We start from the raw sequence: 20,685 nt of genomic DNA on the forward strand, positions 1-20,685 counted from the left end.
AAAATTATAATATTTTTTAAAAATAAATAAAAAAAAGTTTTTATTTTTAAAAAAATATGGTATAATAATAACAGATAGCCAAAAACAAAAATAATGTAACAAAAATATATAAAGTAATTTATAAAGTAATTTGTAACAAGATGTTTGAGGTATAAATTTTTAGGAGGTAATACTTTGTTAGGTAAAGTAAAATGGTTTAACGACAAAAAAGGATTCGGATTTATTTCAGGAGAAGATGGAAATGATTATTTCTTACATTTCTCAAAAATAAACAAAGAAGGATTCAAAACTGTTAGCGAAGGTGAAGAAGTAACTTTTGATGTAGAAGAAGGAGAAAAAGGACCTCAAGCAACAAATGTAGTTAGTTCTCAAAATTAATTAAAAAAAATTAGACTATACTATTTAAAGTGGTATAGTCTTTTTTTATTTTTAATAAAAAAATTTAACTAATTTTTAAATTACTAACTAGGTGAACTACTCCCGCGTTTAGAAGCGGGAGCTTCTTGGGAAGTATCTGCTTTTGTTAGCCAAATATATTTACCAAGCTCTTCGGGTAGTTCCTACCCTGTTTTTTTATTTCCTAATATTTCAACATTTCTTTTCCAATATCTTTTATATTCAGTGCCGCATTGTAATCTCTATCAATTTCAATTCCACAGCACTCACATTTATAACTTCTTTCTGATAATTTCAGTTCCTCTTTAAGATTTCCACATCTACTACAAGTTTTCGATGACGGAAACCACTTATCTATTTTTAAAAATTGTTTCCCTAAAAACATCAGTTTATACTCAAGCATTCTCAAAAACATTCCCCACCCATTATCTCCTACACTTTTACCAAAATTTAATGCCTGGCTCATCCCTTTCATATTCAAATCCTCAACAACCACAGCATTGTATTCTTCAGACAATTTTTTCGATAATTTATGCAAAAAATCTCTTCGACAATTTTTAATATACTCATGTAATCTTGATATTTTCGCTTTTTGCTTATACCAATTTTTAGAAAATTTAACTTTTCTTGACAATGATTTTTGTGATTCTTTCAATTTTTTCTCCAATATCCTAAAATATCTTGGATAATCAGCCCTTTGGTTTTCAGAACTAATAAATAATTCAGACATCGAAAAATCAAGTCCAATCACTTTATCATTACTTGACATTTTTTGAATTTCTTTTTCAAATTCCGTCAAAACAGAAACATAGTAATTTCCATTACTATTTGTTAGTGTTACCGACTTTATTTTATAATCCTTTGGTATTTCTCTATGATATTTCAATTTTACTTTTTTCAATTTTGGCAAAATCAAATATTTACCTTTCTCAATTCGTATCGAATTATTCACACAATTTGTCGTATAACTTTTAACACTTTTCTTTTTAGATTTGAACCTTGGAAACTTCGTCCTCTTATGAAAAAAATTCATAAACGATCGTTTCACATTCAATTGAACATTTGAAAGTGCTAGACTGTCTACTTCTTTTAAAAATTGGTTTTCACTTTTCAAACTGGCAGGTGTAATTATTTTATTTTTTCCAGTTTCTTCATAAATTTTATTCGCAGTATACAAAATTTTGTTGTATACAAAACGAACACATCCAAAAGTCTTATTTATCAATAATTCTTGATCTTTATTTGGATAAATTCTGTATTTGAATGCTAAATTATATTTCATAAAATTACACCTCCTTTTGACTTTGAATATATTTTTTAATTATCTCTAACGGTGCACCTCCAACACTTACAACTAAGTAACTTCTACTCCAAAAATATTCTTTCCACAATCTTCCCCTTATTTCAGGAAATTCTTTTTTTATCAACCTGCTGGAAGCACTTTTGTAAGTATTTACAAACTTAGAAAGTTCAGTATTAGGCATAGCATTAATCAACATATGAATATGATCAACATCATGTTCCCATTCTTTAAGAACAATGTTATACTTCGGACATATTTTTTCAAAAATCTCTTTTAATCTATTAGAAATTTCATCATCAATGACTTCTCTTCGATATTTTGTACAAAAAATCATATGATAATTTATATCAAATACTGAATGGTAATTACTATTATATGACATTATTATTACCTACTTTTATATTATTTCACTGAATAAATTATATCATAAATATATCCTTTTTTCAATTTTTTTTACAAAAAAAAGCAATTCATCTCCCACTTATAGAAGCCGGAGACTTCTTGCTATCTTTTGTTAAATTAAATAAATCTTAATTATTTTACATCATAAATAAATGTAAAATCTTTTTCAATATCAGGATGTAATTGCTTACCTACAAAACATCTTTTTGCAACACCTTCCAATTTTTCTCTGTGTTTAGCTGAAAGGCTTTCAGGTAAGTGATATTCAATTACAAATTTTCTGATTTTATCATCTTCTACAATTTTATCTCCCTTTGCATGAAATCCACTCACATTAATATCTAAAATACGAGCTTTTGATTCGATAGTAGACATTGCGCATGTTATTAATGCGGCTACTAAAAGGTCACTTGGAGAACCAGTTTCATCATAACCACCAAATTTTTTAGCAATATCTGTAAAAAACTCTTGGTTTGATTTGTCAATAATCTTATTTCTTCCATTTTCTAAAAATTCAGCTTTAATCATAACTTTCACCTCTTTATAAATTTCTATTAGAATCTATTTTAAATCATATATCTTATTTTAACATTTTTTATCCTCAATAAATTCCTTTTTTAAATTTTCAGGAATATTTTCATCGATGTCTTTCTTTTCGTCTTTTCCTTTATTAGAATTTTTATCAGGAGTAACAAAATCATCAAATATTTCTTTGAAAAATCCAATTTCTAATTCTTTTGAAAATACATTTTTTAAAATAATCATAACAACTGGACCAACTAAAAATCCAGAAACTCCTAAAATTTTGAATCCAGAATACATAGAAATTAAAGTTATCAAAGGATGAACTCCAATATTTTCACTAATTAATTTTGGTTCTAACATCTGTCTAACAGATAACACGATGAAATAAACAATAAGAATTCCAACTGCTAGTTTAAAATCACCAAGAAGTATTGCGAGTACAACCCAAGGAAGTAAAATCGCACCTGCTCCTAAGATTGGCAACGCATCAATTATACAAATAATGATTGACATTAATAATGGATAATGAACGTTAAATTTTAAAAATGATAATAAATTTAATAAAGTCAATAATTCAAAAAAACAAAGAGTCATCAAGATTAATTGTGCTTTTATGTAAGAACCTAAAACTGTAAACATTTCTCTTTTGATATTATAAATTTTTTCTAACCAAATGCTTGGAAATTGTTTTTCTAAGAAACTAACAATTTGCGTTTTATCAAGACTTATGAAAAATGTAGAAAGTATCATAATACAGGTATAAAGTATCAATGTTGGTATAGAAGTAATAAAACCAATAAGTTTATTAATAAATAATCCAGCTTGTCTAGCACCTTTTGAAATAAAACCATTTATAATATTTTTGGCTTCATTTGTAAATCCTTCTGGCAATTGTCCTAAATAAGAATAAACTGTATCAACTGAATGATTCCATAAATTTTTAGCTTCTTCAGAATAATAATCTAAACTATTTGATAATTTATAAATTTCTTCAAATAATTTTAGCGAAGCAAGAACAATAGAACCTAAAAATATTCCTAAAAATAGCACTATTGAAATAATAGTTGCCAATTTATGAGAAAAATTAAATCGCTTTTTCAGAAAATTAGCAAACGGCTGTGTCAATATTGAAAAAATTAAACCTAGTAAAAAAGGAAATAAAAAAAGACCCAATTTAAAACCTATAAATACAACTAGCAAAACTAAAGCAATATACACTATAAAATATAATTTTTTAAAATCAAAACTCTTGTAACTTGCCATAAATCACTCCTTTATTTTTAAATTTTTATAGTTAAATTATATAATAAATGTGAGAAATTGTAAATACAATATTTATCAAACGAGATATTGAATAAATATTATGTTATAATTATTACTTTACAACTTTAAAAAAAATAATCAATTGTCCACTTATAAAAATGACAAATTTCTTGTTTGAATTTTATTGAAATCATTGATTTTAAAATATGAAGATTGTTTACAATATTGACAATAGAAAAAATAACGGTATACTTTTAATAAATAAAATAAAGATTAGTAACCGAAGGTGATACAAAATGAAAATAACAGGATTGATGATAAACTATTATTTTGTTTGCAAACGAAAGTTGTGGTATAATTCACGAAATATTAATCTTGAAGAAGACAATGAAAATGTTCAAATGGGGAAATTGATTGATGAAAATAGTTATAACTTGGAAACGAAACAAATAATGATAGAAGAAACTGTAAATATTGATTTTATTAGGCATTGGAAAGTTATTCATGAGGTTAAAAAAAGTAAATCTATTGAAGAAGCAGCTATTTGGCAAGTAAAGTATTATATTTATTTTTTAAAGCAAAGAGGAATTGATATTGAAAAAGGGATCATTGATTATCCTGTGGTTAAAGAGCGTAAAGAGGTGTTTTTGACATCGGAAGATGAAAAAATATTAAAGAATATTTTAAAAGATATTGAAAAAATTTGTTTAGATGAAAAAATTCCTCCTGTAATTAATGAAAAAATGTGTAAACAATGTTCCTATTATGAGTTTTGCTATATTTGATAATTCTCTAAAAATAAAATTTATTTGAAAATATTTTTAAAATTGCTTAAAATTATAAGTTACCAAAAAGTCAAATTACAAAAACTACTAGAAAGGAGGATTCATAATGTCAGAAAGTTATTTCATTTTTTCAAATGGAGAATTAAAACGAAAAGATAATGTTATTAGAATTACTGCAGCGGATGGAAGATTTAAAGATATAAAAATTGAAGTTACTCGTGATATTTATCTATTTGGAGAAATTTCATTGAATACAAAAGCTCTAAATTATTTGGCACAAAATAAGATTCCAGTTCATATTTTTAATTACTATGGCTTTTATACAGGAACATTTTATCCAAAAGAATCAAATGTTTCTGGAAAACTTTTTGTAAAACAAGTTGAAAATTATACGGATAATAAAAAAAGAATTGAATTGGCACAATTAATAATTGATGCAGCAAGTACAAACATTTTGCGAAATTTGAGATATTATCAAGAGCGTGGAAAAGAATTGGAATCAGAAATAATAGATATTAAAGCACTTAGAAAAGGGATTTTTCGAACAGAAAATGTTGAAGAATTAATGGGAATAGAAGGAAGTATTCGCCGTATTTACTATACTGCGTGGAATACTATTGTAAATCAAGAAATAAATTTTGAGAAAAGAGTAAAAAGACCGCCTGATAATATGATTAATACAATGATTTCTTTTTTGAATACATTGGTTTATACAGCTTGTTTGTCAGAAATTTATGTGAGCCAACTGAATCCAACCATAAGTTATTTACATAGCGTTGGTGAAAGAAGGTTTTCTTTATCACTTGATATTTCCGAAGTATTTAAGCCACTTCTAGCAGATAGAATTATTTTTTCATTATTGAATAAAAAAATGATAACAGAAAAAGATTTTGTAAAAGATTCAAACTATTTCTACATGAAAGAAAATACTCAAAAATTAATTTTAAAAACTTTTAACGAAAGATTAGAAACAACGATAAAACACAGAGATTTGAATCGAAAAGTTTCTTATCGTCATTTAATGAGATTAGAAGCATATAAGTTGGTAAAACATTTATTAGAAGATAAAAAATATGAAGGATTCAAAATATGGTGGTAATTATGTATATAATTTTAGTTTATGACATTCTTTCTGATGAAAATGGAGCCAGAATTTCCAGAAATATATTTAAAATTTGTAAAAAATATTTAACGAATGTTCAAAAATCAGTATTTGAAGGCGAGATAACACCAGTATTATTAAAAAAATTAAATATAGAACTAGGAAAATTTATTCGCAAAGATAAGGATTCTTTAATAATTTTTAAATCTCGTCAAGAAAAATGGCTAGAAAAAGAATTTTGGGGAATCGAAGATGATAAAACTTCAAACTTCTTTTAAACAAAATCTGTCGATCTGTAATAACAATAAAAAGCTAATACATCGACAGATTTTCGGTAATATCGACTTTTATTGGATTTTTTGATTGTTATATAAAAAGATAAAAAGAAATTCTTGATAAAAATATATAAAAATATTGTTATCGACAAAAATGAGGAAAAGTGGTATACTATATAGGTAGTTTGAGGAAGATTAGATTTAATAGAAACATTTTGTATTGTAAATGAAAAAAATATAAAAAGAATATATGGTATAAGTCTAAAATTTAATAGAAACATTTTGTATTGTAAATTACATCATCACAACTTTTTCTGTATTCTTGTCAGAGATTTAATAGAAACATTTTGTATTGTAAATATTTACATTATCTACATATTTTGAATATATTTCATTATTTAATAGAAACATTTTGTATTGTAAATGTTACACTACAAGTGATTTTCATCGGTGTTGATGTGATTTAATAGAAACATTTTGTATTGTAAATCGTCAAACAATTTTTCTCTTAATTTCATTCGCTCCTATTTAATAGAAACATTTTGTATTGTAAATGGGGTACATTTAGAAACGACTCAAAGTTTACTAATTATTTAATAGAAACATTTTGTATTGTAAATTACCGAAAAGCACGATATTGGAGTGGAAGCATTTGATTTAATAGAAACATTTTGTATTGTAAATACGATTTAACAAGTATCTTTCATTTCTTCTTCTTAAATTTAATAGAAACATTTTGTATTGTAAATATTAAAGTTTTGTCAGCTTTAGCAGAAATATTTAATATTTAATAGAAACATTTTGTATTGTAAATTGATAAAACACTATTTTCATCATATTGTTATAGAAAATTTAATAGAAACATTTTGTATTGTAAATTATTAAATACAATATTGTTGGAAATAACCTTGTTTTATTTAATAGAAACATTTTGTATTGTAAATCTATTAAATTACTTTTCATAGTCTGCCATCTCCTTGATTTAATAGAAACATTTTGTATTGTAAATATAATAAGTACTTAACTCATACTCTTTCATCTTGACATTTAATAGAAACATTTTGTATTGTAAATTATTATTTATTTCTTCTAAATCTTTTTCAGTCAACCATTTAATAGAAACATTTTGTATTGTAAATTTTATTTATTCTCCTAACTTTAAAATATTTTTTTAAATTTAATAGAAACATTTTGTATTGTAAATCCGTGAGAACCATCTCCAATATAAATACTTGATGTTATTTAATAGAAACATTTTGTATTGTAAATTATAATTCTTTCTCTTTTTCTGTTAAATGTTCTCTCATTTAATAGAAACATTTTGTATTGTAAATTAAGTTCCGCAAAGAATACTCTTCCGTTATTAAGTATTTAATAGAAACATTTTGTATTGTAAATCTAGAACTTTTATCTTTTTTAAAACTTCTAAAGTCTATTTAATAGAAACATTTTGTATTGTAAATTTCTCATACAATCTTTTATACCCTTCAATAATTAAATTTAATAGAAACATTTTGTATTGTAAATTATTTAACAGAAACATTAGATAAGAGAGCAAATAAATTTAATAGAAACATTTTGTATTGTAAATGTTCTTATCTATATATCTAAGTTCATCTAAGTTTAAATTTAATAGAAACATTTTGTATTGTAAATTTGCAGCAGATGTAAAACAAGGAATTATTGTAGCAGAATTTAATAGAAACATTTTGTATTGTAAATTTCAAGAGTGTTGTCAATCTTTTCTAAAATTTTATTGATTTAATAGAAACATTTTGTATTGTAAATGCAGTTCTACTATGTTTATGTAATCTCTAGGCTTTTATTTAATAGAAACATTTTGTATTGTAAATTTTTGGCTTTAATTCGTGAATAAATTCGCCAACCTCATTTAATAGAAACATTTTGTATTGTAAATGGTTACGCAAGACATTTAGACAGAGATAGAGATGGAATTTAATAGAAACATTTTGTATTGTAAATATTTTTTCTGCAAACTTTCCTTGTTTTCCATATTGATTTAATAGAAACATTTTGTATTGTAAATCTTTGTTTTTAAATTCTAAAATTATTTCTCATACTCAATTTAATAGAAACATTTTGTATTGTAAATTCTAACATCTCTACTCTATCATTGTTCTTTAATGCTATTTAATAGAAACATTTTGTATTGTAAATTTTCTAAATTTCTTATATAATTCATAGTCAAGGTATATTTAATAGAAACATTTTGTATTGTAAATCCAAAAATTTTATTTACTTTTTTATACTTACATATTATTTAATAGAAACATTTTGTATTGTAAATTAATGATAGTTATCTTACAGAGCCAGATGAGAAATTGATTTAATAGAAACATTTTGTATTGTAAATATTTCTTCATTTGATTTGTTTAATTTTTCTTCTAATATTTAATAGAAACATTTTGTATTGTAAATTACAAATATTTATTATTGAATTTAAGTTTTTTACTAATTTAATAGAAACATTTTGTATTGTAAATCTATTTCCGTATTTTCCCAGTACGGCATAGACCAAGATTTAATAGAAACATTTTGTATTGTAAATTACCGAAAAGCACGATATTGGAGTGGAAGCATTTGATTTAATAGAAACATTTTGTATTGTAAATGCCGCTTTATTTCCTAATAATTCCTTGAATTTGTTTGATTTAATAGAAACATTTTGTATTGTAAATGCAGCTCAAAGAGGTAAAGATTTGGAAAAAAATATAATTTAATAGAAACATTTTGTATTGTAAATATAAATACATCATAACTTACTAAATTATCTTTTGATATTTAATAGAAACATTTTGTATTGTAAATGTGGAAAAGATATAGAATTTTGTATATTGCTTGTATATTTAATAGAAACATTTTGTATTGTAAATTTCGTTTCTGGGATAAAAGAAGCTATTGCAAGTGTTATTTAATAGAAACATTTTGTATTGTAAATTTTTTTTAAAGTCATTTTCAAAAAATTTGTTGAACGATTTAATAGAAACATTTTGTATTGTAAATGTCATCAAGGCTTGTTGTTTGCTGTATCTCAAGGCTATTTAATAGAAACATTTTGTATTGTAAATTGTTTTAAAAGTATTTATATAACCAGCTTTAGACGCATTTAATAGAAACATTTTGTATTGTAAATGTCTTAACGGTGAAGTATTTAAAACGGAAAATGCAATGGAAGGAGAAAATTATCCGCCAATGCACCCTCGCTGTAGAAGTACAACTGTTCCTTATGAGTATTCAGATGTTTTTTCTGATGAACCTGAAAAAGAAGATTTTGAAAATAATGAAAATGAGGGTATAATCAATAATAATGGTACTGTTTTTGTTGAAGGTGGTAGATACAGAAATATAGGGAATATTAATGCAACGGAGTATAAAGATGAACCGCTGGAATTGTTGCGAAGATATGAACAAAAAATCGTTAAGAAGAGCAAAGAAAATGCGTTAGTAATAGCTAAAAATGGAGATATTTATATTTTGAAAGGAGATGAAAATTCAATACCAAGTCATAAGATGACTAAAATTAATTTTGAAGACGCTTTGTATACTCACAACCATCCTAAAAATAGTAATCACGAGTGGGGATTTAGCAATGATGATTTTAGTTCGTTCACTAATTTGAAATTGAAATATTTAGCTGCAATTGATGAAAAGTATATTCATGAACTGTGTTCGGAAATTTATGATGTCAAAAAACATTTGGAAAGGGTAGAAATTTACATTAAAAACCCTAATGAGCTTTTAAAACTTAATGACGAAGAACGAAACAGAATTCTACAGTTGTATTTTGCTTCAGAGAAAAATTTAAGATACAGGAGGTTTAATCATGGATATTAAAAATACAACATTTTACAAAAATTATATGAAAAACAGAGAAGAACTTAGAGACTTGATGAAAAGAAAAATAGAGAATCAAATAAATAAAGATGAATATGTAAAGAAATATATAGAGCTGAATTCGTATAAGTTTACATTTTTAGAATTAAAAAAATCTATAGAGTTAGGTGAACAAATAAGTTTAACTGAGTTTTTCAAAGAATATGAAAAAGAAAATATAAAAGAAGAAATTTCAAAACTTCATCAAGAGATAGGACTGTGGATACTATAGGAGAAATGAAAATAACAAGAGATAATGAAGTGTATAAAAGTTTTAAGGAATTGCAGGAATTAAAAGAAAAAAATATAGTGGCGTGGGGAATATTTGAAAATGGACAGAGAATTTTTGAACAATTAAAACGGTCTGAGTTTAAAAATGAGAATCCCTTGACATTTTTACGAAGATTGAAAGAGTTATATTCGAGTGAGAAAAAATCAAAAGAGTAGTTTAACGACTGCTCTTTTTATTTGTCGTACTGATGGACATTAAACATCTGGATAGAAAATAGTCGACAGACTTTAAATGGGAGGATAATTATGTCAGAAAATACATTTACACAGGAACAAGTAGATGAAATGATTAAAGAAAGGATTGCAAGAGAGAGAAAAAAGTTTGAAAGTGAGAAAAAAGAATTGGAGAGAAAGCACGGTGAAACGATTGAAGATTATGAAACAAGAATCAATAATGCTAATCTTACTGCAGAAGAGAAGTATAATAAGAGCCTTGCTGAACTTCAAAAACAACTTGATACTTCAAATACGGAACTTGCAACATTAGTTTTTATTTAATAGAAACATTTTATATTGTAAATAGACAGTTGAAGCTATTAAAAAAATAAATAACTGATATTGACAAATTTAAAGTGTGGGTTATACTAATATTAATACAAAAAAGGAATTCTAAAAATGAGATTTGGAAATACAAAAATAAAATTTAAATTTAGAATTGGTTGGAAGGAAGCAACTAGAAAAGAAAAGTTTTATGAGATTTTAACTTGGATTAACATTTTGATTGCAGTGATATATTTTTTTAGATAGTTGTAAATTAATAAAAGAGGGTGAATAAAATATGAGATTTAGAATTAATGTTGAATTAATTGAAGGAAACACATTTCCAGTTAATTTTAGGGTTAAAATTTTGCATATGTTGAAAGTTGGGTTGAAAGAATATGATAGGGAGATTTTTGAAGAACTTTTTGACTCAACGAAGCAAAAAAATTATACTTGGGCTGTTTATTTTCATGCGATTAAGTTTGAGAAAGAACAAATTTTATTTTTAAATGAGAATGATAAAAGATTTATAATTAATTTTTCTATTTTTGATAATGTAGATAGTTTAAATATTTATAATGCTTTTTCTAGTATTAGATTTAAAGAATTTAAAATATCAGATGAAACTAAAGTTAGAATTACTAATATTTCAGTTGTTCAAAGAAAATTTGTAAAAAATAATGTGTTGAATGCGAAAACATTGTCACCAGTGGTTTGTAGGGATCACGATAGAGAAACTGAGAAAGATAAATATTATGTAGGAACTGATAAGGAGTTTCCTGTGATTATAAAAAGAAATCTTTATTTGAGATTGAAAGAAATAATGGGGGAATATGTAGAAAAAGATATTGAAGATTTAGTGATAGATGCGAGTAAAACTAAAAAAGTAGTTGTTAAGCATTATGACAAAAGAAGTGCTGCTCAGAAGGAAAGTTCAGAAAAAGAATTTAAGGGAATACTTATTGACGCTTCAGTAGGAACAATAAAATTTGAAGGAAAAAGTTATCTTTTAGATTATATTTATAGTGCAGGACTTGGAAGTGTGACTGGAAGTGGATTTGGGATGCTTGAAATAATTTAGTGCGAGAAGGAAGAGAAATGAGCGACGGGAAAATGAAATTAAAATTAAAAGATTGGTTATTTAATGCAGGGTTATTGGGGTTTATTAATATACTTGAAACATCGGATGGAGAAGAAAAAGTAAGAAAATTTATTGATGATCAAAATAGATGTTTGAAATTTTCAAAAGAAGAATTGTTGGAACTTTTAGAAGATTTTGAATATAAATATTTTGATTTTTTTATAAAAAGATACGGGAAAACTTTAACTTATGGAAAAATTTTGGAGTTTGAGGAGTATATTGATGATTTTGATCTAGATGTTAATGATTTGAATGAAGAATTTAGAAAGAATATCAATAAAAAAATAGTAATGGTAAAAAATGCTTTTTCTAATCCTAAAAAATATAGAACAATATATTCTTTGATTGGAAAAGATTTTGAAAAGAATATTCTTGAATTAGAAGGGAAAATAAAAAAATTAAATAAAAACTTTACTATTGAAGAAATAAGAAATAATTTCAATTTAATAAAAAGAATATTAAAATATTGCAAACAAAATATATATGGCGAAGATGGAAAACAAAAAAAATACTTTGAAGTTGAAGATGTAAAAAATATAATAAGATATGGTTGGGAAGGGATAGCATTCTTAGATATCGCTAATTTAGCGATAAAACGGAAAAAAGGAATTGATGTTGGTGATAATTATAAAGTTTATAGAGATTATTTTATAAAAGATGTAGTAAATTATATTAAGGAAAATAAGGAAAATAATGAAATATTTAAATTGAAATGTTTTATTTCTAATGAACCGTTACCGATACCCACTAAAAAAAAGGATGATAAGAATAAAAGGTATTTAAAGACTATACAGTTCTTAGGAGATTTTTTTAATCCTTCAGAGAAGTTATCTAATGTTTGGAATTTTTATAACGATATTTATGTAACACCTCTTGTTTATTTAATTTATACATGTGTATCAGCAGGATTTACATATATTCAAAAAGGTAAAGGTATTTTTGTAAATGCTAATAATGATATTGAAAATTTAAAAAAAATAAATAATGCAATTTCTTATAATGTTTTTGAGAAAGATAAGTTTAGTGAAAATAGGCTATATAAAACAATTTTTAAGGAATTTGAATTACAAAGTCAGGATAAAAAATATGAAATAGCAGATGTTCAAGTAATTCGAACATTTGAAAGGAAAGAAATACAAGGTAAAAGTTATCCAGTTTATAGATTTAATATATTATCTAGAAAAACATTATTTTTTATATTTCAAAATTTTGATAGATTAAATAGATTTTTTGAAAAGTACTATGTTTTATTAAATGATAAAAATGAACCTAAATGGGATACTGTAGAATATTTGTATAGGACAATAATAGAAATAATTTTAGAAAGTAGAAATTTATATTCAACAATAGATAAAATATGTTATATAAAAATGTCATATAAAAAATATAAATGTAATTTTTATAGTAAAGATTTATGCGATTTATTAGAAATAAATATTAAAAATATTAGGAGACTAGGAAGAATGGAAAAAACAGAAGTAGAAGAAACTTTAACTTTAAAAAATATAACTGATATAAAAAATAATGCATATTATTTTAGAAAAAGATATGTAGAAAAAAGTAATAATGAAAATAAAATAAGAGGATTGCAATACAGATTGCAAAATGCATTAAGAACAAATAATGTAAATCTGTTTATGGATATTTTGATAACAGCACATGCTTATATTGGAAAAGGAATTCACAAACTTTTTATAAGAGCATTAGAAAATGAAGATGAGTTTAAAACTTTAGGATATGCATTTTTAGTGGGATTATTAAATGATGATAATAAAGAAAATCAAAATGAAGGGAATGAATAATAATGGAAAAAAAGGGACTAACAATGACAATAATATTTCTAGCTGAAAGTGCAAATTATGGAGAAAGTATTGGAAATGTTGCAACATTAAAAAAAATATCAAGAAATAAAGGAGAACAGTATACTTATATTTCGAGACAAGCAATAAGATACAATATAATAGATCAGCTTGGAGAGAAAAAAGCACCAGTATCAAAAGAAAAAGGTGTTTTTCAATTTAAAGATGAAGCGTTAATTAGTGATTATCCTGAATTAGATTTTTTTGGATATATGAAAACAGGAAAAAACATTACGAGATCAGCTGTTGTAAGATTATCACATGCAATTTCTTTAGAAACATTTAAAGGAGATCTAGAGTTTTTAACAAATAAAGGTTTAGCAGACAGATATAACAAAGGAAATATAAAGAAAACAGAATATAATGATATTGCACAATCTGAGGTGCATAAGTCATATTATAAATACACAGTTACAATTGATTTAGATAGAATTGGAGTTGATGAAATAGAAATCGAAAGAGAAATGGTAAATGATAAAGGAAAAAAAGTAAAAATAAAAGAAAATCAAAAAATTAGTATAGATAAAAAAGAGAGAAAAAGAAGAGTAAAGAAACTTTTAGATATAATTTCATTACTTTATAGAGATATTAAAGGTAGAAGGGAAGATCTAAAACCATTATTTGTAATAGGTGGAGTGTATGATATAAAAAATCCATTTTTTGAAAATATAGTTGATGTTAAAAATAATAAAATTTTAGTTGATAAATTGTGTAATGGAATTTATGATTGTATTGAAAAAGACACAATATCTGGAATTGTGAAAGAACAATTTGAAAATGATACAGAAGTCGAAGTAAAATTAAAAGAGAAAAATATAGATGTACTAAATATCCCTGAATTTTTTAAACAATTAAAAGAAAAGATTGATAATTATTATATAGAGAAAGTTGATGAATAACTATGAAGGCAATTAAGTTGAGGTTGTATCAAAATATGGTAAATTATAGAGTTCCAACAAGTTTTCAATTAAAAGAAAGTTATCCTTTACCACCGTATTCTACAGTAATTGGCATGGTTCATTCACTTTGTAATTTTAAGGAATATAAACCAATGAAAATAAGTGTTTGTGGAAATTATTTTTCAAAAGTTAACGATCTGTATACTAGACACGAATTTAATAATTCTGATGATGTGATTAAAGGACCTGCAATGGTAGAGCTTCTTGTAGATGTAAATTTGACAATTCATATTATTCCAGAAGATCAGTCAGAAGAGTTTATTGACACTATTTTGAAAGCATTTAAATATCCAGAGGAGTATCCAAGTCTTGGAAGAAGGGAAGATATTGTTTTGATTGAAAATGTCAAAATTGTTGATGTAAAAGAAATAAAACTTGAAAAAGATTTAAATAGCGATGAAGAAATATTTGCATATATTCCCATTAATTTTATCAAAAAAAAATTAGTAAATTTTGGAGATAAGAAAAGTGGAGTAAATATATATGGAACTAGATATGAATTAACAAAAAATTATAGTGTTGATAGTGTTGGGACAAAAACTGACCCTAAAACAATAAGAATATGGGAAAAAGAAGAAGTTCTATATTCTTCAAATATAAAAGGATTTAAAAGAAAAGAAGTTCCAGTGGATGATGATGGAGAAATTGTATTTTGTGAATTATAAAACAAATATTTTTTAGGAGATTAGTATGAAAAGTAAATTTTTAGCTAAATCTAATGGTGAAACAATAAAGGCTCATACGGAAAATTTGATTAATAATTTTAAAAATCTTTTTAAAATTTATCCAGATATAAATGTTGATAAAAATTTATTGTTACTTGCATGTATCTATCATGATTTGGGAAAGATGAATTTAAGATTCCAAAAGAAATTGCTTGGAAAAATAGATAAAAAAGAGATTCCTCATGCAATATTGAGTACAGCATTTATTAATGATGATATTTTAATAGATTTTCATGGTTTTAATGAAGATGAAATAAAAATTCTAGCTCATTCTGTAGCATTACATCATGATAGAAACTTATTGGAAATAAGTGAAAGTGATGTGTTAGATGAAATAAATTCTATGAATGAAGAAATTAGTATAAATTTTTCAAATGAATTGAGAGAATTAGAAAATATGTATTTCAAATATTTGGATAACACAAAAAATTATAAAAATAAAAAAAATGTAATTTTCAATTGGAAAGATGGTAAAGTTAAATTAGAAGAATTAAGCTCTTTATTTTATGAAATTGGAAGTCAAATATATTCAGATTCAGAAAATCAAAAAATTTTTAAAAAATATGTCATGTTAAAAGGATTGTTAAATAAAATAGATTATACAGCAAGTTCGTATACGACTATTGAAGAAAAAAATGATTTTTTAGAAATTGAGATGGAAAAATTTTTGGAAGATGTATTGAGAAAGGACAATCCTAAAAATGACTGGAATGCTTTGCAGAAATTTATGAAACAGCATAAAGATGAGAATGTAGTAGTTGTGGCACAGACAGGATATGGAAAAACAGAGGCTGGATTACTTTGGATAGGAAATAATAAGGGATTTTTTACATTGCCTTTGAGAGTGGCAATTAATGCAATTTATGACAGGGTTGTGAAAAATATTGTAAGAGAAAATGTAGAAAAGAGAATTGGTTTGCTTCATTCTGATTTTAGAGAATATTATACAGAAAAAAATTCTAAAGAAAATAAATTACTAAAAAATGAAGAATTATCGGAATATATAAATAGAACGAAGCAATTTTCACTTCCACTTACAATTTGTACAATAGACCAATTATTTGATTTTGTGTTTAGAGCTCCAGGATTTGAGTTAAAGGTAGCGACATTGTCTTATTCTAAAGTAGTTATTGATGAAATTCAAATGTATTCAGCAGATTTGTTGGCTTATTTGATTTATGGATTAAAATATATTACTGATTTTGGAGGAAAATTTGCGATAATGACTGCGACTCTTCCTGGGATTGTTACTTATTTGCTTGAAAAAGAAGGTGTAAAATTTGTTACGACAGAACCGTTTACGAATGATAAGAAGAGACATAGTTTAAAAGTGATGGAAGAAAGTATAAATGCAGAATTTATAAAAGGAAAATATAGAAATAATAAAATTTTGGTTATTTGTAATACAGTTAAAAAAGCAAAAGAGATTTATGAAAATTTGAATATTCCAAAAGAAGAATTGAATTTGATACATAGTAGATTTATAAAAAGAGATCGAACAAATAAAGAAAAGGAAATCACTGAATTTGCGAATCCAAAGAGATTTAGAAAAGATGTTAAAAATAAAAGAGAAAAAGAGGGATTTCAAGAAAATGGAGTTTGGATTGGAACTCAAGTTTTAGAAGCTTCTCTTGATTTAGATTTTGATATTTTGATTACAGAATTGTCAGATTTGAATGGACTTTTTCAGAGAATGGGGAGATGTTTTCGTAATAGGGAAAAAGTTGATGAAGGATATAATTGCTTTGTTTTTACAAAAGAATGTTCTGGAATTAAAGGAGCGAAAGCTATTATAGATAAAGAAATTCATGAAAAATCTAAAAATACATTGTTAAAAGTTGATGGAATTATTTCTGAAGTTCAGAAGTTAGATTTGATTAATAGTGTTTATTCTTATGAAAGTTTAAAAGATACAAAATATTTTAATAAAGTGACGGATAATATAAAATATTTAAAAGAGTATGTTGTTGAGTATGAAAAAACGAAATCTGAAGTACAAAGAATATTTAGAAATATTGCTTCATATGATGTGATTCCAAGAATAATTTACGAAGAGAATTTTGAAGAAATAAATAGAAATATTGAAATTTTAAGAGAAAAAATGAAAGGATTATCAGAAGACGACAGGAAAAAATTGCGAATAAGGAAAATAGAAGCTAGGGGAGAATTGAATAAATTTAAAGTGACGATTCCTGATTTTGAATATAGAAAATTGGAGAAAAGTAAAAAGAATGAGATTGAAAAGATTAAAGTAAATGATTATGAGGAATTGGTAGTTGTGAATTGTGGATATTCTTATGAAAAGGGATTTGAAGTTGTTCAAGGTGAAGAAGAAGATAATTTCTTTTAATTTTATGGAATTCAAAAGAAAGTTAAAATTTTTTATTTATTAAGAAATTAGATTTATATTTTTTTATAAAGATGAATTTTAATATATTGGTAAATTTATACGAATAGAGATAGAAAGGTTAGATATTTCTATCTTTATTTTTTTAAATTATAAGCGATAGAAAAAACACAATTTTGTCAAAAATAAATGGTAAAATAAGACAAAAATGTTATAATATTTTAATTTAAATCTGAGAAAAGATAAGTAACCAAAAAGAAAGGAAAGTAAATGGTAAAAATAAATAGAAAGTTTCAAGTTTTATTTGTTTCATTTATTTTAGGACTGAGGAGTTTTGCGGTCAGTGTAGATGACTTAATTGCAGAATATGAAAAAAATTCATATACTACAAAAATAAATGAGAAAAATATGAAAAAGTATGATATTAAAGAAAAAGCTTTAAAAAATGGTGATTGGAATGAAGTCAGTGTAAATTCAGATGAGAATTATTCGTTGCATGGTCAGGCTAATGGATTGACGATGGATAATAATGTGAAGTATGGGAATTTTTATTATAAAAATAGTTATAATTTTAGGACTAAGGAACTTACAGAAAATAAAATTGGAATTTCTAAAACTTTGAATGATTATTTTGGATATAGTGATAATAGTTATAATAAAAAAACAAATCAAATTTCTCGTGATATTCAAAAAATTACAAATGAAACTACTAAAAATGGAGAGATCCGTGATTTGATTGATTTGTATAAAAATTATAAAAATAAGCAGAAGGAGATTGAGCAGGAAGCACTTACGGTGGATGATACAAAAAAAGATTATGCGATTCAAACTAAGAAATATGAGGTTGGAACGGCATCTCAATATGACTATGAGTTGGCAAAAACAGAGTATGAAAATTCGAAGTTGAAGTATGATAATCTTGGTAGAGAATTGAAGATTTTGGGAGAGCAGTTTATGATTTACAATGTTAAATTGCCTGAAAAAGAAAAATTGGATGATTTGAAGAGGGAGGAATTGAAAAAAGAAGACTTTTATGAGCTTAGATTATCAGAAGCAGAAGCAATAGAATTAAATACGAAACTTAATGAAGAGCAAATTAAAAAAGAGAATATTGATTATAAATATCCAAAATTAACAGGAGATTTGGGTTATTCATTAAAGGATCATTCGGTTGTTGCGGGACTTTCTGTTTCTAAAACTTTTAAAAGGTATAATGATACGATTGAAGATTTGAAAAATGAAAAAGAAAAATTAGAATTACAGTATGAACAGAAGAAAAATGAATTGGTATCAAATGTTGGACAGCAGATGATAACTTATACAACTTATCAGACGAATGAATTAACTGCAGAAAATACGATGAATATTAAGAAGAAAGAGTATGAAATTTATTCGAAAAGATATGAATTGGGAGTTGATACTTATTCAAATTATGTAGAAAAACGAAATAATTATAAAAAGGCTGTAATTGATTATGAAATGGCTAAAAATGAATTGGCGGCATTTACGAAAAAAATAAAATATTATAAGTAAAAATTGGAATATAAAAAATTTAAGAAATAAGAAAGTGGTGATGTTGTGGAAATGAATACACAAATTTCTGGAATAGCCAAGATGATTGAAACGAGGAGAAAAAATTCTAGAGATAAAAATAATTTTTATAAAATTTTGATAATGTTGACTATGATGATTATGATGGTGTCTTGTGGAAAGAAAGATAATGAATCTGAATATGAAGTTACAACTGTGCAATCTGGAGATATTTCATTATCGGTATCAAAAACAGGGCAAGTTGTGTCAGACAATGTAATGTCTGTTTATACGACGGCAAGTCAAAGAGTTAGTAAAGTATTTTTTAAAGAAGGGGATAATGTCAAAAAGGGAGATGTTGTTGTAACATTTTATCCAGTTGATAAGAATGAAACTTTGAGAAGAATACAAATGAAAAATTTAGAGATACAAAAATATGAACGAAATCTAGCTGATGCTCAAAGTGCGCTCAGAAGAAAAAAAGAATCCCAAAGTTTAGCAATTCAGCAAAAATCAAGGGATTTGCATAATGCTGAAGAACTGTATAAGGTTGGTGGAGAAACTAGAGTTAATGTGGATGATGCGAGAAAGGCTCTGAGAAATTCTAGATTGGATTTAGATAATGTTGACAGTGAGCAAAGAGCTAATATTGAGGATGCGAGAACATCTCTAAAAACTGCGAAATTAGAATTAGCAACATTGAAAGAAGATTTGGCATTAATAAAAAATGAGATAACAAGTCCAGTAGATGGTGTTATTACAGAAATGACGGCTGATGAAAACTATAAAGTAAATACAGAGACAACTTTATTTAAGGTATCAGATTCGCAAAATATGAGAGTGGAAGTGAGTTTGTCAGATACAGAAGTAAAAAATGTAGAAGTAGGTCAAAGAGTAGAGATTACATCGGATGTTTTACCTGATGGAGAAAAATTAGAGGGATACGTGTCACAAATTTCTGGAGTAGCTAAAAAAAATTCATCACTTGATGAAAGTGATACAGTTGTGAAAATCAAAATGAATGAAACTAAAGGATTGAAGCCAGGTGTTACGATAAAAGCAACGATTTTTTATAAAGAGAGTAAAAATGTGACAAAATTGCCATATAGTTCTGTTATTAATGAAAATGGTAAATATTATGTTTTTGTTGTAGGGAAAGGTAATAAAGTTTCGAAAAGAGAAGTAAAAGTAGGATTAAATGATGATTCTTATTATGAAATAACTTCTGGAGTATCGTTAGGAGAAAAAGTAATTACTGTTGCGGATGAGGCACTTAAAGATGGTCAAAAGATAAAAATTGCTGATCCAAAAAAACATAAAGATAAAAATCCACAAAAAATGAAAAAAGATAATAAACCAAGACAAGGAGGAGGACCTGGAGGACCACCAAGATAGTTTTTAAAATTAT

At 25.3% G+C, this 20,685-nt stretch carries 20 protein-coding genes and 1 CRISPR repeat array; of the genes, 16 read left to right on the forward strand and 4 right to left on the reverse strand.

The window, feature by feature from the left end:
• Positions 1-174: 174 nt before the first annotated feature.
• A complete protein-coding gene (locus tag J4863_RS04165; protein WP_211619202.1) occupies positions 175-378 on the forward strand; it encodes a cold-shock protein in 204 nt (67 codons plus the stop codon).
• 202 nt (positions 379-580) lie between these two features.
• On the opposite strand, the gene J4863_RS04170 is transcribed toward J4863_RS04165, so the two are convergent.
• From J4863_RS04170 to ytvI, 4 genes are all read right to left on the reverse strand, one after another.
• Positions 581-1,678, reverse strand: coding sequence for an RNA-guided endonuclease TnpB family protein (locus tag J4863_RS04170; RefSeq protein ID WP_211619203.1), 1,098 nt, complete (start codon positions 1,676-1,678; stop codon positions 581-583).
• 4 nt (positions 1,679-1,682) lie between these two features.
• Entirely contained in the window at positions 1,683-2,081 is a 399-nt protein-coding gene (tnpA, locus tag J4863_RS04175) for an IS200/IS605 family transposase (RefSeq protein WP_211619204.1), read from the reverse strand.
• Positions 2,082-2,233: 152 nt separating this feature from the next.
• The gene (locus tag J4863_RS04180; protein WP_211619205.1) at positions 2,234-2,629 is read right to left on the reverse strand and encodes an OsmC family protein; all 396 of its coding nucleotides are present in this window, start codon (positions 2,627-2,629) and stop codon (positions 2,234-2,236) included.
• Between the two features lie 57 nt (positions 2,630-2,686).
• Positions 2,687-3,889 (reverse strand): sporulation integral membrane protein YtvI, encoded by a 1,203-nt coding sequence (gene ytvI / locus J4863_RS04185; protein ID WP_211619206.1) that lies wholly within the window; start codon positions 3,887-3,889, stop codon positions 2,687-2,689.
• 296 nt (positions 3,890-4,185) lie between these two features.
• Here ytvI and cas4 point away from each other — a divergent pair, with 296 nt between their 5' ends.
• The 15 genes from cas4 to J4863_RS04255 all read left to right on the forward strand — a co-directional run bounded on the left by cas4 (position 4,186) and on the right by J4863_RS04255 (position 20,672).
• Positions 4,186-4,674, forward strand: a complete 489-nt coding sequence (cas4, locus tag J4863_RS04190; protein ID WP_211619207.1) for a CRISPR-associated protein Cas4 — start codon at positions 4,186-4,188, stop codon at positions 4,672-4,674.
• Positions 4,675-4,780: 106 nt separating this feature from the next.
• Positions 4,781-5,773: a type I-B CRISPR-associated endonuclease Cas1b gene (gene cas1b / locus J4863_RS04195; protein ID WP_211619208.1), complete on the forward strand. Its 993-nt coding sequence runs from the start codon at positions 4,781-4,783 to the stop codon at positions 5,771-5,773.
• Positions 5,774-5,775: 2 nt separating this feature from the next.
• Entirely contained in the window at positions 5,776-6,054 is a 279-nt protein-coding gene (gene cas2, locus J4863_RS04200; protein WP_018449890.1) for a CRISPR-associated endonuclease Cas2, read from the forward strand.
• 196 nt (positions 6,055-6,250) lie between these two features.
• Positions 6,251-9,205: direct repeats of the CRISPR family, unit length 29 nt; unit sequence ATTTAATAGAAACATTTTGTATTGTAAAT.
• 35 nt (positions 9,206-9,240) lie between these two features.
• A complete protein-coding gene (locus J4863_RS04205; RefSeq protein WP_211619209.1) occupies positions 9,241-9,906 on the forward strand; it encodes a hypothetical protein in 666 nt (221 codons plus the stop codon).
• A complete protein-coding gene (locus J4863_RS04210; protein ID WP_211619210.1) occupies positions 9,896-10,177 on the forward strand; it encodes a hypothetical protein in 282 nt (93 codons plus the stop codon). The genes J4863_RS04205 and J4863_RS04210 overlap by 11 nt, the downstream gene beginning before the upstream one ends.
• Positions 10,178-10,182: 5 nt before the next feature.
• Positions 10,183-10,392, forward strand: coding sequence for a hypothetical protein (locus J4863_RS04215; RefSeq protein ID WP_211619211.1), 210 nt, complete (start codon positions 10,183-10,185; stop codon positions 10,390-10,392).
• Positions 10,393-10,482: 90 nt separating this feature from the next.
• On the forward strand, positions 10,483-10,734 hold the full coding sequence (locus J4863_RS04220) for a hypothetical protein (protein WP_211619212.1): 252 nt from the start codon (positions 10,483-10,485) through the stop codon (positions 10,732-10,734).
• Positions 10,735-10,851: 117 nt separating this feature from the next.
• Complete coding sequence (locus J4863_RS09485; RefSeq protein WP_256439025.1) at positions 10,852-10,983, forward strand: hypothetical protein; 132 nt, start codon at positions 10,852-10,854, stop codon at positions 10,981-10,983.
• Between the two features lie 31 nt (positions 10,984-11,014).
• Positions 11,015-11,797, forward strand: coding sequence for a CRISPR-associated endoribonuclease Cas6 (gene cas6 / locus J4863_RS04225; protein ID WP_211619213.1), 783 nt, complete (start codon positions 11,015-11,017; stop codon positions 11,795-11,797).
• A 17-nt stretch (positions 11,798-11,814) separates the two neighbouring features.
• Positions 11,815-13,659, forward strand: coding sequence for a type I-B CRISPR-associated protein Cas8b1/Cst1 (gene cas8a1, locus J4863_RS04230; protein WP_211619214.1), 1,845 nt, complete (start codon positions 11,815-11,817; stop codon positions 13,657-13,659).
• 2 nt (positions 13,660-13,661) lie between these two features.
• Positions 13,662-14,615, forward strand: coding sequence for a type I-B CRISPR-associated protein Cas7/Cst2/DevR (gene cas7i, locus J4863_RS04235; RefSeq protein WP_211619215.1), 954 nt, complete (start codon positions 13,662-13,664; stop codon positions 14,613-14,615).
• A 35-nt stretch (positions 14,616-14,650) separates the two neighbouring features.
• On the forward strand, positions 14,651-15,340 hold the full coding sequence (cas5, locus tag J4863_RS04240; RefSeq protein ID WP_249111573.1) for a CRISPR-associated protein Cas5: 690 nt from the start codon (positions 14,651-14,653) through the stop codon (positions 15,338-15,340).
• A gap of 25 nt (positions 15,341-15,365) precedes the next feature.
• Complete coding sequence (gene cas3 / locus J4863_RS04245; RefSeq protein WP_211619217.1) at positions 15,366-17,750, forward strand: CRISPR-associated helicase Cas3'; 2,385 nt, start codon at positions 15,366-15,368, stop codon at positions 17,748-17,750.
• 267 nt (positions 17,751-18,017) lie between these two features.
• Positions 18,018-19,280 carry a TolC family protein gene (locus J4863_RS04250; RefSeq protein WP_211619218.1) on the forward strand — a complete coding sequence of 421 codons (1,263 nt, stop codon included), beginning with the start codon at positions 18,018-18,020 and terminating at the stop codon, positions 19,278-19,280.
• A 51-nt stretch (positions 19,281-19,331) separates the two neighbouring features.
• On the forward strand, positions 19,332-20,672 hold the full coding sequence (locus tag J4863_RS04255; protein WP_211619313.1) for an efflux RND transporter periplasmic adaptor subunit: 1,341 nt from the start codon (positions 19,332-19,334) through the stop codon (positions 20,670-20,672).
• The last annotated feature ends 13 nt before the right edge of the window (positions 20,673-20,685 follow it).

The sequence above is a fragment of the Leptotrichia sp. oral taxon 221 genome, assembly GCF_018128245.1.
GTDB lineage: Bacteria > Fusobacteriota > Fusobacteriia > Fusobacteriales > Leptotrichiaceae > JABCPH02.

What these genes read in the sequence shown, in the direction of transcription:
- J4863_RS04170 (WP_211619203.1), bottom strand. Translation starts at nt 1,678, where the DNA reads ATGAAATATAATTTAGCATTCAAATACAGAATTTATCCAAATAAAGAT.
- tnpA (WP_211619204.1), bottom strand. Translation starts at nt 2,081, where the DNA reads ATGTCATATAATAGTAATTACCATTCAGTATTTGATATAAATTATCAT.
- J4863_RS04180 (WP_211619205.1), bottom strand. Translation starts at nt 2,629, where the DNA reads ATGATTAAAGCTGAATTTTTAGAAAATGGAAGAAATAAGATTATTGAC.
- ytvI (WP_211619206.1), bottom strand. Translation starts at nt 3,889, where the DNA reads ATGGCAAGTTACAAGAGTTTTGATTTTAAAAAATTATATTTTATAGTG.
- cas4 (WP_211619207.1), top strand. Translation starts at nt 4,186, where the DNA reads ATGAAAATAACAGGATTGATGATAAACTATTATTTTGTTTGCAAACGA.
- cas1b (WP_211619208.1), top strand. Translation starts at nt 4,781, where the DNA reads ATGTCAGAAAGTTATTTCATTTTTTCAAATGGAGAATTAAAACGAAAA.
- cas2 (WP_018449890.1), top strand. Translation starts at nt 5,776, where the DNA reads ATGTATATAATTTTAGTTTATGACATTCTTTCTGATGAAAATGGAGCC.
- J4863_RS04205 (WP_211619209.1), top strand. Translation starts at nt 9,241, where the DNA reads ATGGAAGGAGAAAATTATCCGCCAATGCACCCTCGCTGTAGAAGTACA.
- J4863_RS04210 (WP_211619210.1), top strand. Translation starts at nt 9,896, where the DNA reads ATGGATATTAAAAATACAACATTTTACAAAAATTATATGAAAAACAGA.
- J4863_RS04215 (WP_211619211.1), top strand. Translation starts at nt 10,183, where the DNA reads ATGAAAATAACAAGAGATAATGAAGTGTATAAAAGTTTTAAGGAATTG.
- J4863_RS04220 (WP_211619212.1), top strand. Translation starts at nt 10,483, where the DNA reads ATGTCAGAAAATACATTTACACAGGAACAAGTAGATGAAATGATTAAA.
- J4863_RS09485 (WP_256439025.1), top strand. Translation starts at nt 10,852, where the DNA reads ATGAGATTTGGAAATACAAAAATAAAATTTAAATTTAGAATTGGTTGG.
- cas6 (WP_211619213.1), top strand. Translation starts at nt 11,015, where the DNA reads ATGAGATTTAGAATTAATGTTGAATTAATTGAAGGAAACACATTTCCA.
- cas8a1 (WP_211619214.1), top strand. Translation starts at nt 11,815, where the DNA reads ATGAGCGACGGGAAAATGAAATTAAAATTAAAAGATTGGTTATTTAAT.
- cas7i (WP_211619215.1), top strand. Translation starts at nt 13,662, where the DNA reads ATGGAAAAAAAGGGACTAACAATGACAATAATATTTCTAGCTGAAAGT.
- cas5 (WP_249111573.1), top strand. Translation starts at nt 14,651, where the DNA reads ATGGTAAATTATAGAGTTCCAACAAGTTTTCAATTAAAAGAAAGTTAT.
- cas3 (WP_211619217.1), top strand. Translation starts at nt 15,366, where the DNA reads ATGAAAAGTAAATTTTTAGCTAAATCTAATGGTGAAACAATAAAGGCT.
- J4863_RS04250 (WP_211619218.1), top strand. Translation starts at nt 18,018, where the DNA reads ATGGTAAAAATAAATAGAAAGTTTCAAGTTTTATTTGTTTCATTTATT.
- J4863_RS04255 (WP_211619313.1), top strand. Translation starts at nt 19,332, where the DNA reads ATGAATACACAAATTTCTGGAATAGCCAAGATGATTGAAACGAGGAGA.